Raw genomic sequence first — 14,436 nt, forward strand, 5'->3', positions numbered from 1 at the left:
GGTCGGTCGGTCAATCGGTCGATCGGTCGGTCAGCCGGTCGGTCGGTCGATCGGTCAGCCGGTCGCTCGCATCGTAGTCGGGGGAAGGCGGGTGGCCCGGCCATCGGCTCACCGGGTCAGCCTGGCCGCTACGGGGAGGTGGTCGCTGCCGGTGGCGGGCAGGGTCCAGGCGGCGCGCGGGGTCAGCCCCCGTACCAGTACGTCGTCGATACGGGCCATCGGGAACCCGGCGGGCCAGGTGAAGCCGAAGCCGTCGCCCGCCTCCCGTTGCGCGGAACGCAGCTGCGAGGTCACCGGGGCCAGCGCGTCGTCCTGATACGTACCGTTGAAGTCGCCCAGCACCACCACCCGGGGCGCGGGCTCCGCCCGGAGCGCGGCGGCCAGCTCGCGGGCCGCGTCATTGCGCCGGCCGGTCGTGAACCCAGCCGCCGAGACCCGTACCGATGCCAGATGCACCGCGTACACGGCGACGGGCGGGCCGTCCGGGGCCCGCACCGTGGCACGCATCGCGCGGGTCCACGGCATGATCGGCACCTCCTTCACGTCCGCCAGCGGGTGCCTGCTCCAGATGCCGACGCCTCCGAGCACCGCGTGGTGCGGGTAGGCGGCGGCCAGCTCGCGGGAGTAGACGGGCACCGACGCGTCGGACAGCTCTTCGAGCGCCAGCACGTCCGCGCCCGCCCCGGCGAGCATGCGCGCGGTGCCGGCCGGGTCGGTGTTCCCCTCGTCCACGTTGTGGCTGACCACCGTCAGATCGCCGCCGCCGGAACGCTTGTCGGTGAGAGCGCCGCCGAAGAGCGTGACCCACACGACGGCGGGCGCGAGGACGGCGACGGCGACGAGCCGGGACCGGAGTACGGCGGCGAGAACGAGCAGGACCGGCACGCCGAGGCCCGTCCAGGGCAGCAGCGTCTGGAAGAGGCTGCCCGCGTCGACGCCCGCGTTCGGGATCCAGGGGTGCAGCGCCATCGTTGCCGCCCAGACGACGGCCGCTGCGGCGGCGAGCCAGGAGGCGGGGGCGGGGGCTGGACGGTAGCGGCCGGTGCGTCCGGCGGGCGTGGGAGCGGGTCCCCTGGTGCCGGGGTCGAGATCGACGCCGGGGTCGGAGTCGGTTGCGGGGTCGGAGGCGGGCACCGCGTCCGTGGCCGGCGCTGCGGGCGGCGGGGGGCTTTGCACGGCTGGTCTCCTGACGGACGGTCGCGTACCTCGGGGATCGGGTATGTCGACAGCCTCCGGGAGCGCCGCTTCGGGCCGGTCAGGGGCGTGCTTCGAGCATCGCGCGGCTCTGTTTCAGGTTCGTGTCGGAGCGCGGAGGCGCGGGCGCGGCAGGTCCGGGCTCCGGATCGCCCCCGAGCTCCGGCCCGGCGGATCAGCGGGGCTCGGTGAGCGGGCCGTACGCGTCGGGGCGGCGGGTGGTCAGGAACGGGAACAGCTCCAGCCAGTCGCGGCGGGCGTCCAGGTCGAGGTCGGCGACCAGGACGGCGGGCTCGTCGCGGGGGGCCTGGGCGAGGACCCGGCCGTACGGGTCCACGATGAAGGAGCTGCCGTAGAAGGTGAGGCCGTTCTCGGCTCCGATGCGGTTCGGCACGATCATGAAGGTGGCGTTGGCGATGGCGTTGCCGGTGATCACCTTCTGCCAGAGCGGCTGGGAGTCGAAGCCGGGGAAGCCGGGCTCGGAGCCGATGGCGGTCGGGTAGACGAGGACGTCGGCCCCGGCGAGCGAGTAGGCGCGGGCCAGCTCCGGGAACCACTGGTCCCAGCAGGTGGGCAGGCCGAAGCGGGCCTCGTCGACCGTGACCAGCGGGAAGGCGTCGTCGCCCGCCGGACCGGCCCGGAACCAGTCGTCCTCGTAATAGCCCTCGGTCACCGGGATATGGGTCTTGCGGGTGCGCTGGGCGAGGGCGCCGTCGGGGGCGACGAGGATCGCGGTGTTGTAGCCGAGGCCGTCGTCCTCGCCGCCGGGCGCCGGGGCCTTCTCGTACAGCGAGGCGTGGACGTACACCCCGTGCTCGCGGGCGGCCTCGGCGGCGAAGGTGAAGGTGGGGCCGGTCAGCAGCTCCTCCGGGGCGGCGGGCTCGGGGTGGTCGGCGCGGCGGACGACCGCGAAGTACGGCGAGAGCGTCAGCTCCTGGAGGCAGACCACGCGGGCGCCCTCCGCCGCGGCGAGCCGGATGCCCTCCAGCAGGGCGGCGCGGTGCTCGGCCGGATCGCGGTGCCAGCGCTGCTGGACCGCCGCGACGCGCAGGGGGGCGCGCTCGGCGGGGCGGGTCCGGGTCGGGGAGGCGGGCGGGTTGTACGCGGTGATCAGACGCATGACCAGTTCCAGGGGGGCGGGGTGCGGGCGGAGGGGACCGACACTGCCGGAACGTTCCGGCACGGCCCGAATCTAACGTTGCCGGAACGTTCCGGCAACCCCCGCACCGTGCCTCCCCGAACGTCTAGACTTCACCCCCGTGACCTCCCGGACCGTGACCCTGCTCGATGTGGCCCGCGCCGCCGGGGTCTCCAAGAGCACCGTGTCGGACGCGCTCCAGGGCTCGGGGCGGGTCGCCGAGGCCACCCGGGACCGGGTCCGCGCGGTGGCGGAGGAGCTGGGCTACCGCCCCAACAGCGCCGCCCGGCGGCTGCGCCGCGCCAGCACCGGGGCCGTCGGGCTGCATCTGCCGGCCACCGCGACCCGGCTGGACTACTACATGAACCTCGCCTTCGGGGCCGTGGAGCGCGCCCAGGAGGACGGGCTCGACATGGTGCTGCTCGCGCGCTCGGGGGCGGCGGGCGGGCGGATCGGCTCGCGCGTCGACGGGCTGCTGGTGATCGACCCCGAGGCGGGCGACAGCGCGGTGCCGGGGCTGCTCGACGCGGGCGTCCCGGTGGTGACCGGCGAGCGCTACCTCGGCCCAGCACCCGGCCCCAGCGCCGCCGTGGTCTGCGACAACGCCGCCTCGCTGACCGCCCTCCTCGACCATGTCACCGAGCGCGGCGCCCGCCGCCCCGCGCTCCTGGCCCCGTCCGGCTCCTCCGCCTGGGCGACCGCCCTGCGCGCGACCGCCCGGTCCTGGGGGCTGGCCCACGGGGTGGAGGTGGCGCTGCGCACCGTGCCGTTCGCGGCGACCCCGGCGGAGGCCGAGGAGACCACCCGGGCACTGCTCACCGCCGACCCGGCCGTCGACGCCGTGATCTGCGCCCCCGACGGGTCCGCCACGGGTGTCCTGCGCGCGGCGGCCGCCCTCGGCCGCACGGTCGGCCACGAAGCCGGCCGGCCCGACGGAAACGGCAGGGCGGGCAGCGGCGGCGCGGGCAGCGGCGGCGCGGGCGCCGGTCTGCTCGTCGCGGCCTGCGTCGGCGGTCCCGCCACGCGCAACGCCGAACCGCCCGTCACCGCCGTCGACCTGCGCCCCGCCGCGTACGGCCGCGCCTGCGCCGAGCTGCTCTGCGACATCCTCGCGGACCGGGCCGCCCCCGACACCGTCCGCCGCCACGCCTGGTCCCTGGAGACCCGCGCCTCCACCGGTCCCGCCTGAGCGACGCGCCACCCGGCCGCCCGGCGAGGTTCCGGGCGGGGAACAACACCCCCCGGGACGGGGGCGGAACCCGTCTCCGGGCGGGGGCGCGGCGCGGATCGGATCCCTAGCGTTCAAGGGGTCAAGATCCATTCGGAACGGCCCGGCCGCACGGCCGCGCCGCTTCCTCGCGTGAAAGGTGTGAGCCTCATGGCGAACCCCAACGTCGGCATCCTCGAAGAGATCGACGACCAGAACCTCGACGCCGTCAGCGCCGCCGGTCAGGGCTGGGGAACCATCGTGTCCTCCCTCAGCTGCTACGGCGCCAGCTACGTCCTGGGGAACAACGGGAACTTCTGCACGGCCACCGCCGAGTGCCAGAACAACTGCAAGTGACCGTATGACGCCGGGACCCACCTCCCGGCGTCACCTCCCCCTCCTGGTCTCGCCTCCCCCTCTCCGGGAGGGCATCACCCCCCCTCCCCCGCCCCGCCCCGTCCTGGATCCGGTGTTCATGAACAGTCACGACGTCTCCCCCGGCACCGCCGAAGCCCTGCGGACGTATCTGCCGGAGCTCACCGACCCCGAGCTGATCGCGCACGTCGAGGAACGGCTGCGGGCAGCGGCGACAGCGGCGGCACCGGACGAGGACGAGCGGAACCAGCACCGGACCCGGCCCGGCGCGCCCGACGCCTACGACCCCTCCCGCGACCCCGACGGGCTCTTCCACGACTACTTCCGGCACTTCGCCGCGCCCGCGACGGGTCTCGTACGCCGGGCCGCCGCGCAGTCGCCCACGGTGGCCGCGCCGCAACAGGTCGTCGACGACTTCCTCGCGCACCAGACGGGGCTCGTCTCCCGGCTGATGATCCGGACCCTGGTCGAGGAGCTGCACCGGCGGCGCACGGCGGGCCTGCTCGACGGGGAGACGCCCGAGGAGCGCTACGCCGCCTTCCGCCGGTGGACCAACAGCCCGGCCGGACACGACGAGTTGACCGCGCGCTATCCGCATCTCTTCTCGCTGGTGAGCCGCCAGGTCGAGTCCTCCGCGCGGTACGTCGTCGAGATCATCGATGAACTCGACTCCGTCGTGGACCAGTTGACCGCGCTCATACCGGGCGGCCCGGAGCGCCCCCGGGTCGACCGTCTCGTCCTCGGCGAGGGCGACACCCACAACGGCGGGCGTTCCGTCGCGCAGGTCCTGTTCACCGACGGCCGCCGGGTGCTCTACAAGCCGCACCCCATCGGCGCGGAGGCCGGCTACAGCTCCTTCGTGTCCTGGATGAACGGCCGGCTCGGCACCGATCTGCCGACCGTCGCCGTGGTCCCGACCGAGCACGGCGGGTTCGTGGAGTTCATCCCCACCGAGGAGTTCGCAGGCGAGCAGAAGGACTACTTCGCCCGGATCGGGACCCTCGCGGGCATCCTCTTCCTGCTGCGGGCCACCGACATCCACTTCGAGAACATGGTGTCCTGCGCCGCCGGGCCCGTGGTCATCGACACCGAGACCCTGCTGTCGCCCCGGCTGAACCTCCCCGAGGCGTACGACGACGGCGCGGCCTCGAAGATCGGGGCGCTCACGCTCCGGGAGTCGATCATCGGGTCGGGGCTGCTGCCGCTCGTCGTGCGCTCGGGCGACGACGACCACGGCATGGACATCGGCGCGATCGGCTACGACACCGGCCAGCGCTCCCCGTACAAGTCGCTGAGCCTCCAGAACCCGGGCCGCGACGACATGTTCGTCGGGATGGTGACCACGACGACCACGGCCGCCAACGCCAACCTCGCCGTGCAGCGCGCCACCCAGCTGCCCGTCAACGACCAACGGGACATCGTCAAGCGGGAGTTCGGCCGGGTACTGCGGTATGCGGCGGACCACCCGGACGCCGTCGTCGACGCCGTCGAGGAGTTCCTCGGTGATGTGCAGTTCCGGCACGTCAACCAGGCGACCGTCTTCTACACGCAGTTGCTGCGCATGGCGACCCACCCACACGCCATGGCCGACCCGGTCGTCCGCGCCGCTGTCCTGAACCGGGTCGTCCTGCGCACCGGCGACTCCCCCGCGATCGCCGGCGCCGAGGTCCGGCAGATGGCCCGGGGCGACGTGCCGTACTTCTCGTACACCGCCAGGTCACGCGCGCTGGGCTCGACCGACGGGACCGTACGGGCCGACGCCCTGGCGGAGCCGCCGCTGACCACCGTCCGCGAGCGGATCCACGGGCTCGACGAGACGGTCATCGAGCGCGAACTACGCCTGATCGACTTCTCGTTCGTCAACAAGCTGCCCACCGACCGGGAGGAGACCGGGTTCGTCCCGGTGCGTCCGGCCGGCAGGCCCGCCGTCGCCGTGGAGCGGGGCCGGTTCGTCGACGAGGCCGTACGGATCGGGGAGCGGCTGCTCGCGACCCGGGTGGCGAGCAGCGAGCCCCGCCACCCGGCGACCTGGATCGCCCCGCAGGTCACCACCGACTCGCAGAGCCAGTGGAGCCCGGGCACCCTCGGCTACGACCTGTACGGCGGCAGCCCCGGCCCCGCCCTCGTCCTCGCCGCGCTGGCCCGCGAGACGGGCCGGGCGGACTTCGCGGCGGCGGCGCGCAGCGTGCTGAACCCCGTCGAGGAGCAGCTGCGCGGCGGCCGGCTCGCCGAGCAGGGGGTGTCGGTGGGCGGGATGACCGGGATGGCCGGTACCGCGTACGCCCTCGTCGTGGCGCGCGGGCTGCTGGACGAGCCGGACGCCGGCCGTCTCGGCGAGCTGGCACGGGAGCTGGCCCGGTGTTCGGGGGCCGAGGCCGGCACCGACTTCCTCAGCGGTATGGCGGGCGCGCTGGCCGTCGGCCTCGCGCTGCACGAGCGCGCCACCGACCCGGCGGAGCGGGCGGTCGTCGCCGAGGCGGTCCGCACCATCGCCGCCCGGGAGACCGAGGCGCTCGGCGGCCTCGGCCTGGCGGACGCCCGGGTCACCCCGTACACCGGTTACGCGCACGGGGCGATGGGCATCGCGCCCGTACTGCTGCGCTACGGGGCCGAGTTCGGCGACCCGGGCGTGCACGGCCTCGGGCTGCGGATCCTCGGCGCGGTCCTCGACGCGCAGGAGGAGGGCGACCGCGACTGGCCGCGCGTCTGGGGCGAGCCGGAGCGCTCGTACGGCTGGTGCCACGGGGCGCCCGGGATGCTGCTGGGCGCGCTGACGAGCAACGAGCACGCGCCCGGCGCGGTGTCCCGCCCGGTGCTGGACCGGCTGGCCGGGCTGACCCTGGCCCGCGGCTTCGGCAACAACCCGACGTACTGCCACGGCGACCTGGCCTGCGCGGAGATCGTCGGGCTCGGGCAGCAGCTGGTCCCCGGCCTGTTCGGCGGGGGTGACCAGGTCGGTGACGGCGGCGACGGCCTCGGCGACCTGTACCCGCGGCTCTTCGACGAGGTCGTGGAGCGGTACGGGCAGCGTTCGGACACCAAGTACGCGTACACCAACAGCCTCATGGTCGGGGAGGCCGGACTCGCCTGGTCCGTCCTTCGCCACCTGGACCCGGGGAGCCACCCCTCCCTGCTGCGCTTCGCCTAGGCCACGGCCAGGACGCGACGGCGCACCCACGAACCGGGCCCGCATCCTGCCGGGCCCTGGCACCACACCCATCCACGCAGGAAGAACAGAGAGGAACCGTCATGGGCGACATCGCCATGAACGACGCCACCGGATACGTCAGCGCCGACGAGCTCGTCGAGCTCGCGGACGCGCCGGAGTCGCTGGCCGCGGGCTTCACGCCCACCATCATCCCGGCCACCGCCGTCACCACCGTGATCGTCGGCGCCAGCGCCGCGATGCAGGGCGGCTGCCCGACGAGCGGCTGCACCAAGCGCTGCTGAACCCGCTGAGCCGGTGTGGTGCGGGCGCCCCGGAACTGGTACTTCCGGGGCGCCCGCCCCCACCCTCCCACCTTCGACGACGGCAAGAGAGTCCACGAGTGCAACTGAGCGACGCGTTCCTCGACGACCTGGTGCAGCGCATCACCGACGAGAGGTCAGACGTCTTCGGCGCGTTCTACGCGCCGTATCTGCGGGACGGCGCCCAGCGCATCGCCGGGCTCGCCGCCTCCTACCAGGGCCCGGCCGGCACCGGCCTCGCCGACCTGGCCGACCTCGCCGGTGTCGCCGAGTCCGCGCTCCGCTCGCTCATGGGCCTCTGTATCGAGACCGGCGTGCGCACCCTCATCGCCTCCTTCCGCGCGCAGGACACCGGGTACGAGGCGTTCCACGCCCGCCTCGCCCAGGCACCCGGCCGCGAGGCGGTGCTCGACCGCTTCCCCGAGCTGGACCGGCTGCTGCGCCTCGCCACCGCCCGTACCGCACGGACGGTGGCCGATGTGCTGCACGCCGCCGTCGCGGACCGGGCGGAGCTGGACGCGCTCCTCGGCGGGCCCGGCCGGATCGTCACCGTCACCCCGGGCCTCGGCGACGCCCACCGGGGCGGGCGGACCGTCTGCCTGGTGGTCCGGGACGACGGCTCGCGGGCCGTGTACAAGCCGCAGCAGGACAACTGCCAGCAGCTGCTGACCTCCCTGCGCACGCTCCTCGACGCGGACGGCTCGTTCTTCGGCCCGCTGCACCCCCGGACGCTCGTCCGGCCCGCCCACGTCTGGCAGGAGTTCGTGGTCCACGCCGACCTGGACGGGACGGCGGAGCACAGCGCCCGCTACTTCCGCCGCTTCGGCCGGTCCGCCGCCCTCCTGTCGATGCTGGGCGCCACCGACCTGCACCACGAGAACATCATCGCCACCCCGGACGGCCCGGTCGTCATCGACACCGAGACCCTGGTGTCGCTGCCCAACATCGCGCCGGGCCAGACCCGTTCGGCGCCCGCCGCCGCCTCCCTCAACCTCGACATCGAGCGGTCGGTGCTCAACACCCTGCTGTTCCCGGCCCGTTACGCCGGAGCGAAGCTGGACGTCGACATCTCGGGGATCGGCTGCGTACGGCCCGGTGCCTCCGAGCACCTCCAGTCGTACCTGGTCGTGGACGCGGGCACGGACGACATCCGCTTCGACCGCAGTCAGGTCGTCGTCGAGCACGGCGCGAACATGGCGACCGTGGCGGGCGGGCCGCTGGACCCGCGCCGCTGGACGGACGAGCTCGTCGCCGGATTCCGCGAGGCCCGCGCCCTGCTCGCCGCCCGACGGGACGCCATCGAGGCGGTCGTACGGGACTCCGCCGGCTGGGCCGTGCGCCAGGTCGTCCGCCCGACCTACATCTACGCCCGGTTCCTGGAAGCCTCCACGCACCCCGTGCACCTGGGCAGCCGGCAGGACCGGGTCGAGCTGCTCGGCAAGCTGCCGCGCCACTACCGGGGCACCGCCGCCGAGTCGGCCGGCGCGGTCCACCGGGAGGAGGTCGCGGCCCTGCTCGACCTCGATGTGCCGTTCTTCACCGTGGACTGCGATTCCGGGCTGCTGCGCGGCGACTTCGACGAGGAGATCCGCAGCGCCGCGCAGCTCACGCCCCGCGAGTCCGCGCTCGCCGCCGTACGGTCGTTCTTCGACCGGCCCGCCGACCGCGACCCGCTCTACCTCCGTTATGCCCTGGCCGGTTCCGCCGACGACGTGTGGGAGCGGCGGGAGCCCGTCACCGGGCCCGCCCCGGCCGCCTCGCCCGTCCACCTCGCCGACCCGGCCGGCTGGCACGCCCTGCTCCGCGACCTCGTCGTCGGCGATGCGGACGCCCCGACCTGGCTGACGCCCCGCCTCCGGGGCGACGGGCTGCGCCTCGGCGGCGTCGACGCGACGCTGTACGACGGCGGCGGGCTGCTGCTGCACCTCGCGCAGGGCGCGGCCCGCACCGGCACGTCCCCGCTCGGCGTGGACCTGGAGCGGGTCTGCGCCTCGGCCGTGCACAGCCGGCCGGCCGTGCTCGACGGAACGCCGCTGTCGATGTCGCCGTTCACCGGCGTGCTCTCCGACCTGGTGACCGACTGGGAGATTCGGCGGCTGACCTCGCCCGGCGCCCGCTTCCCTTCCGGTGCCGAAGCCGTCCAGTTCCGGCCGGTCGACGGCCCGTTCGACGTCTACCGCCTCTCCGCCACCGACTTCGACCACCTCAACGGCTACGGCGGCTACCTCGTCCACCTCGCCGCCCACACCGCGCACGGCGCGACCGAGGTCACCGGGGCCGGGACCGAGCGGCTGCTGCGCCGCCTCGTCACGGTGGACGGCGACCCGGCCACACACCGGGACGGCGAGGAACTCGGCCTGGCCCACGGCAGGTTCGGCCGGATCACCGCCCTGTCCGCGATGGTCGCGGCGGGCCTCGACGGGGGCAGCGGCGCCCGCGCCCATCTGGAGCGGTTCGCCGAGGCGTACGGCCGCCACCGCTGGCAGGACGCGGGGCTGCGCGACCGGGGGACGGGAACGGGCAACGGCGGCTGGTGCAAGGGGTACGCGGGCCTCGCGTACGCGCACGCCGCCCTGCTCACGGCCCTCGGCGAACCGGCCGGCCGGATCGCGGAAGCCGTGGCCCCGGAGATCGACCGCGTACTGGAGCCCACCGGTGCCGGAACGCACACCGGCGGCCCGCACCTCGCCTCCGACCTCAGCCTCTGCCACGGGCTCGCCGGCCGGATCGCGGTCCTGTGCCATCTGGCGGACCTGCTCCACCGCCCCGACCTGCGCGACGCGGCCGCCGCGCTGCGCACCGCGTTCCTCGACCGGTACGGCGACGGCGGCTGGTCCTGCGGGATCGGCACCGAACCCCTTCTGCCGTCCTACTTCCTCGGCCTGTCCGGCTGGTTCGCCGCCCAGGCGATGCTCGACCACCCCGGAACCGGCCTTCCCCGCTGCCTCGGAGGCCGCTGATGGCATGGCGTATGCGCAGGGTCCGACGGGTCCGCGAGGTCCAGCAGTTCGCCCAGGCCGAGTGCGGTCTGTGCTGCATCGCGATGATCCTCTCGGCGTACGGCTCCCGCGATTCGGTGGCCGGGCTGCGCCGGGAGCACGAGGTGGGACGCGACGGCCTCACCATCAAGCAGATCGCGGCCATCCTGCGCGGCCGGGGCTTCGAGGTGCGGGCGTTCCGGGCCGGGGTGCAGCGGCTCGGGCGTTTGCGACTGCCGCTCATCGCGTACTGGGACGACAGCCATGTCGTGGTCGTCGAGGAGATCGACGAGCACCGGGTGACCGTCGTCGACCCGGGCGGCGGCCGGCGCACGTACCCGGCGGAGGAGTTCGCCGAGCACTACTCGGGCCTCGCGCTCGAAGCCGTACCGACGCCGGACCACCGGCCCGAGCGGCACCGCGAGCCCAGCGTCTGGCGGGAGTTCCTGCGCTCGCTGACCGGTGCGCGCAAGCCGCTGATCCAGGCGTTCCTGATGTCGCTGGTGCTGTACTCCTTCACCATCTTCATGCCGATCGCCACCCAGTACGCCGTCAACGACTACGCGGGCTATCTGGAGAAGGCCCCGATCGCCCTCGTCCTGGTGGCGTTCACCGCCCCGATGGCGGTGTTCTTCCTGCTCTCGCTGCTCAGGACCGTGGCGCTGGCGTCCGTGATCCGGAGCCTGGGCGAGGCGATGATGGGGAAGACGTTCCGGCGGCTGCTGGAGCTGCCCTACAAGTACTTCGCCAACCGCTCGCAGGGTGAGCTGTTCTACCGGCTCTCCAGCATCACGTCCGTACGGGACATGATCTCCAGCCAGTTGTCGGTCGTGCTGCTCGATCTCGGCAGCCTGATCGCGATCTTCAGCTATATGTTCTACCGCTCGTTCACCCTCGGTGCGACGGCGTTCACGGTCTTCCTGACCATGCTCGCGGTGGCCGTGGCGACGTACCGGCCGATCCGGCGGATCACCGAGCGGGAGATCAGCGAGACGACGAAGTCCTCGTCGCTCCAGATGGAGGCGCTGTCCTCGATCGAGACGCTGAAGGTCTCCGGGATGACCGGCACGTTCTTCCAGGACTGGCGACAGGTCTACGCGGCCGGGATGGAACAGACCCGGCGGCGGATCGTCCTGCAGGGCGTGGCGACCAGTGGTTACGCGGTGTTCCAGGTGTTCGGGCCGCTGCTGGTGCTGGCGGTGGGGCTGTGGCTGGTGCTGCACGGTTCGCTGGACCTCGGTTCGGCGGTGGCGGCGCAGACGCTGACCGCGACGAGCCTGGGCATGGTGATGTCGCTGTCCGGCGCGTTCACCCAGCTGATCACGGCGAACGCGCAGGTGGCGCGGGTAGGCGACATCCTCCACCAGCCCGAGGACCCGGGGGCGTTCGGCGACCGGCAGGTCGCCGTGCGAGGCGCGGTGCGGCTGCGGAACGTGGGGTTCTCCTACCCCGGCTCCCGCACCCCGGCCCTGGCGGACGTCTCGTTCGACATCCGGCCCGGCGAACGGGTCGCGATCGTGGGCAGTTCGGGCTCGGGCAAGAGCACGCTGGGCAAGCTCCTCATGGGGCTGTACCCGATCCGGTCCGGTGACGTCCTCTACGACGGGGTGTCGATCCGCGAGATCGACGCCGACGCGTTCTACCGGAGCGCCGCGTACGTCCCGCAGGACATCGTCCTCAGCAACCGCAGCATCGCCGACAACATCCGCTTCGGGGTGCCCGACGCCACGATGGAGGCGGTCGTCGACGCCGCGCGCCAGGCGCATGTGCACGACGACATCGCGGCGATGCCGCTGGGCTACCACACGCCGGTGCGCGAGATGGGCGGCAGCCTCTCCGGCGGCCAGCGCCAGCGGGTCGCGCTCGCCCGCGCGCTCGCCCGCAGGCCCCGCGTCCTCGTGCTCGACGAGGCGACCAGCGCGCTGGACACCGTCACCGAGTCCCGGATCGCCGCCGCGCTGGACCGGCTGGAGTGCACGCGGATCATCATCGCCCACCGGCTGTCGACCATCGTGAACGCCGATCTCGTGGTGGTGCTGGAGCACGGCCGGGTCGTCCAGACCGGCCGCCACGAGGAGCTGATCACCGAGCCCGGCCCGTACCGGGACCTGGTCCGCTCCCAGGTCGACCTGAACACGGTCCGGTAAGGGAACACGGCCCAGCAGGAGAAGGAGGAGCCGACGCATGGCACAACACGCACATCAGGAGCAGGTGATCTCGGTCCGGGATCTCCAGAAGGAGTTCAAGGGCACGAGAGCCGTCGACGGAGTCTCCTTCGACGTACGGCCCGGCCGGGTCACCGGCTTCCTCGGCCCCAACGGCGCGGGCAAGACGACGACCCTGCGCATGATCCTCGGGCTGATCCGCCCGACCGGCGGCAGCGCGCTGCTGTGGGGCCGCCCGTACGCCGAACTCGCCGCCCCCACACGGCGGATCGGCGTCGGCCTGGACGGCGGGGCGTTCGTCGGCCGCCGCACGGGCCGGGGCCATCTGCGCTGCTACGCCCCGGCCGCCGGGTGCGGACCGGAGCGGGTCGACCACCTGCTGGCGGACGTGGGCCTGTCCGGAGCGGCGGACCGGCCGGTCGCCGGGTACTCGACCGGCATGAAGCAGCGCCTGTCGCTGGCCTCGGCGCTGCTGGGCGATCCGGAGCTGCTGGTCCTGGACGAGCCGGCCAACGGCCTGGATCCCGAAGGGATGCTGTGGCTACGGGAGTTCCTGCGGGACTTCGCGGCCTCGGGCCGGACGGTGCTGCTCTCCAGCCATCTGCTCGGCGAGCTGGAGCAGACGGTGGACGACGTCCTGCTGATGCATCACGGGCGGCTGCTGAGCAGCGGTCCTCTCGACGGTCTGCTGGAGCCGGGCGAGCGCCTGGAGTCTGCTTTCCTGCGGCTGACACGGGCCGGGAACGGAGTACGGGCATGAGTACGGGTACGGGTACGGGTGCGGGCACGGTGGCGCGGACGGACCGGGGCGCGAGCGCGGCCACCGCATCCGGCGCGGTCTCCACGGCCGCCCTCCTGCGGTCCGAGGTGCTGAAGCTGACCACGATCCGGCTGTGGTGGATCCTGCTGCTCGCGGTCGTGCTGTGCAGCGCCGGCTTCACCGCGCTGATCGTCTTCGGCGGCCTCAACGCCCCGCGCAGTCCGCTGAGTTTCGGCACGGCGGGCGACGCCGTACCGGCGTACAACCTGGCGGTGGCGCTCGCGTACGTCTTCCCGCTGGCCATCGGCGTGATCGCGGTGACGCAGGAGTACCACGCACGCACGATCTCCGCGACGCTGCTGGCCGAGCCGCGCCGGGCCCGGGTCTACGGCGCCAAGCTCCTGGTCGGGCTGGGCACGGCGTTCGTGTACGGCACGGTCGCGGTGCTCTCCGGCGCCCTGGTGGCGGTGGCGCTGCTCTCGGGCCACGGGAAGCCGGCGTACCTCACGGACGGCACGGTGCTCGGGGCGCTGGGCGGCAGCATCGTGGTGATGACCCTGTGGGGCGCGATCGGCGTCGGCGTGGGCGCGCTGGTGCGCAACCAGGTGGCGGCGATCGTCGGCATCCTGCTGGTGACGCAGTTCCTGGAGCCGACGTTGCGGATCCTCGCCTCCTCGCTCGGCGACGCGGAGCTGGGCAACCTGCTCCCCGGCGGGGCGGGCGACCTGGCGGCCGGCGGCACGATCATGACGGCCGCGGCGGAGGCGGACGGCGGCTCGCAGGGCCTCGGCTTCCTGGTCCTCGCCCTGTACGCGGTGGCGATCGGGGCGGTGGGCGCGGTGCGCTTCACCCGGTACGAGGCGTCGTGACCGGGACGTCATGAGCGACGCATGCCGGGGCCGCCGCACTGGTCAGGTGCGGCGGCCCCGGCATTCATCCGTGGTGCTCCCCCGTCCGGATCACTCGGCCCCGCGGGCGGAGCGCTCCTTCTTCTGCATCGTGACGTTGACGCCCGCGAGCATCACCGCGAGCAGAAGCGGAATCACGACGCCGGTCGGATTGTCCCCGAACAGCGGCGCGATCAGCGCGAGCACCAGCAGAATGGCCACCGGCGCCCAGCGAAGGGCTTCCTTCTTCTTTCCCATGACGGT

At 73.6% G+C, this 14,436-nt stretch carries 11 protein-coding genes; 8 read left to right on the forward strand and 3 right to left on the reverse strand.

What is annotated here, in order from left to right; translation table 11 throughout:
- Positions 1 to 108: 108 nt before the first annotated feature.
- Positions 109 to 1,176: an endonuclease/exonuclease/phosphatase family protein gene (locus AC0VY3_RS35020; RefSeq protein WP_475551521.1), complete on the reverse strand. Its 1,068-nt coding sequence runs from the start codon at positions 1,174 to 1,176 to the stop codon at positions 109 to 111.
- Positions 1,177 to 1,369: 193 nt separating this feature from the next.
- Positions 1,370 to 2,314 carry a carbon-nitrogen hydrolase gene (locus AC0VY3_RS35025; protein WP_103510635.1) on the reverse strand — a complete coding sequence of 315 codons (945 nt, stop codon included), beginning with the start codon at positions 2,312 to 2,314 and terminating at the stop codon, positions 1,370 to 1,372.
- A gap of 139 nt (positions 2,315 to 2,453) precedes the next feature.
- On the opposite strand from AC0VY3_RS35025, the gene AC0VY3_RS35030 reads away from it, so the two are divergent.
- The 8 genes from AC0VY3_RS35030 to AC0VY3_RS35065 all read left to right on the forward strand — a co-directional run bounded on the left by AC0VY3_RS35030 (position 2,454) and on the right by AC0VY3_RS35065 (position 14,154).
- Entirely contained in the window at positions 2,454 to 3,521 is a 1,068-nt protein-coding gene (locus AC0VY3_RS35030) for a LacI family DNA-binding transcriptional regulator (protein WP_475551522.1), read from the forward strand.
- A gap of 189 nt (positions 3,522 to 3,710) precedes the next feature.
- Positions 3,711 to 3,896 (forward strand): plantaricin C family lantibiotic, encoded by a 186-nt coding sequence (locus AC0VY3_RS35035; protein WP_030075698.1) that lies wholly within the window; start codon positions 3,711 to 3,713, stop codon positions 3,894 to 3,896.
- Between the two features lie 118 nt (positions 3,897 to 4,014).
- Positions 4,015 to 7,062, forward strand: coding sequence for a type 2 lanthipeptide synthetase LanM family protein (locus tag AC0VY3_RS35040; protein ID WP_475551523.1), 3,048 nt, complete (start codon positions 4,015 to 4,017; stop codon positions 7,060 to 7,062).
- A 101-nt stretch (positions 7,063 to 7,163) separates the two neighbouring features.
- On the forward strand, positions 7,164 to 7,364 hold the full coding sequence (locus tag AC0VY3_RS35045; protein WP_030627248.1) for a class II lanthipeptide, LchA2/BrtA2 family: 201 nt from the start codon (positions 7,164 to 7,166) through the stop codon (positions 7,362 to 7,364).
- A gap of 98 nt (positions 7,365 to 7,462) precedes the next feature.
- Complete coding sequence (gene lanM / locus AC0VY3_RS35050) at positions 7,463 to 10,342, forward strand: type 2 lanthipeptide synthetase LanM (protein ID WP_475551524.1); 2,880 nt, start codon at positions 7,463 to 7,465, stop codon at positions 10,340 to 10,342.
- Positions 10,343 to 10,353: 11 nt separating this feature from the next.
- Positions 10,354 to 12,507 (forward strand): peptidase domain-containing ABC transporter, encoded by a 2,154-nt coding sequence (locus AC0VY3_RS35055; protein ID WP_475551525.1) that lies wholly within the window; start codon positions 10,354 to 10,356, stop codon positions 12,505 to 12,507.
- Positions 12,508 to 12,544: 37 nt separating this feature from the next.
- Positions 12,545 to 13,285, forward strand: a complete 741-nt coding sequence (locus AC0VY3_RS35060; RefSeq protein ID WP_103509642.1) for an ABC transporter ATP-binding protein — start codon at positions 12,545 to 12,547, stop codon at positions 13,283 to 13,285.
- A complete protein-coding gene (locus AC0VY3_RS35065; protein WP_475551526.1) occupies positions 13,282 to 14,154 on the forward strand; it encodes an ABC transporter permease in 873 nt (290 codons plus the stop codon). The genes AC0VY3_RS35060 and AC0VY3_RS35065 overlap by 4 nt, the downstream gene beginning before the upstream one ends.
- A 90-nt stretch (positions 14,155 to 14,244) precedes the next feature.
- Here AC0VY3_RS35065 and AC0VY3_RS35070 read toward each other — a convergent pair whose 3' ends face one another.
- Positions 14,245 to 14,430, reverse strand: coding sequence for a hypothetical protein (locus AC0VY3_RS35070; protein WP_230543432.1), 186 nt, complete (start codon positions 14,428 to 14,430; stop codon positions 14,245 to 14,247).
- Positions 14,431 to 14,436: the final 6 nt, after the last annotated feature.

The sequence above is a fragment of the Streptomyces sp. iso_384 genome, from assembly GCF_056172905.1.

What these genes read in the sequence shown, in the direction of transcription:
- AC0VY3_RS35025 (WP_103510635.1), bottom strand. Translation starts at nt 2,314, where the DNA reads ATGCGTCTGATCACCGCGTACAACCCGCCCGCCTCCCCGACCCGGACC.
- AC0VY3_RS35035 (WP_030075698.1), top strand. Translation starts at nt 3,711, where the DNA reads ATGGCGAACCCCAACGTCGGCATCCTCGAAGAGATCGACGACCAGAAC.
- AC0VY3_RS35040 (WP_475551523.1), top strand. Translation starts at nt 4,015, where the DNA reads ATGAACAGTCACGACGTCTCCCCCGGCACCGCCGAAGCCCTGCGGACG.
- AC0VY3_RS35045 (WP_030627248.1), top strand. Translation starts at nt 7,164, where the DNA reads ATGGGCGACATCGCCATGAACGACGCCACCGGATACGTCAGCGCCGAC.
- AC0VY3_RS35055 (WP_475551525.1), top strand. Translation starts at nt 10,354, where the DNA reads ATGCGCAGGGTCCGACGGGTCCGCGAGGTCCAGCAGTTCGCCCAGGCC.
- AC0VY3_RS35060 (WP_103509642.1), top strand. Translation starts at nt 12,545, where the DNA reads ATGGCACAACACGCACATCAGGAGCAGGTGATCTCGGTCCGGGATCTC.
- AC0VY3_RS35065 (WP_475551526.1), top strand. Translation starts at nt 13,282, where the DNA reads ATGAGTACGGGTACGGGTACGGGTGCGGGCACGGTGGCGCGGACGGAC.
- AC0VY3_RS35070 (WP_230543432.1), bottom strand. Translation starts at nt 14,430, where the DNA reads ATGGGAAAGAAGAAGGAAGCCCTTCGCTGGGCGCCGGTGGCCATTCTG.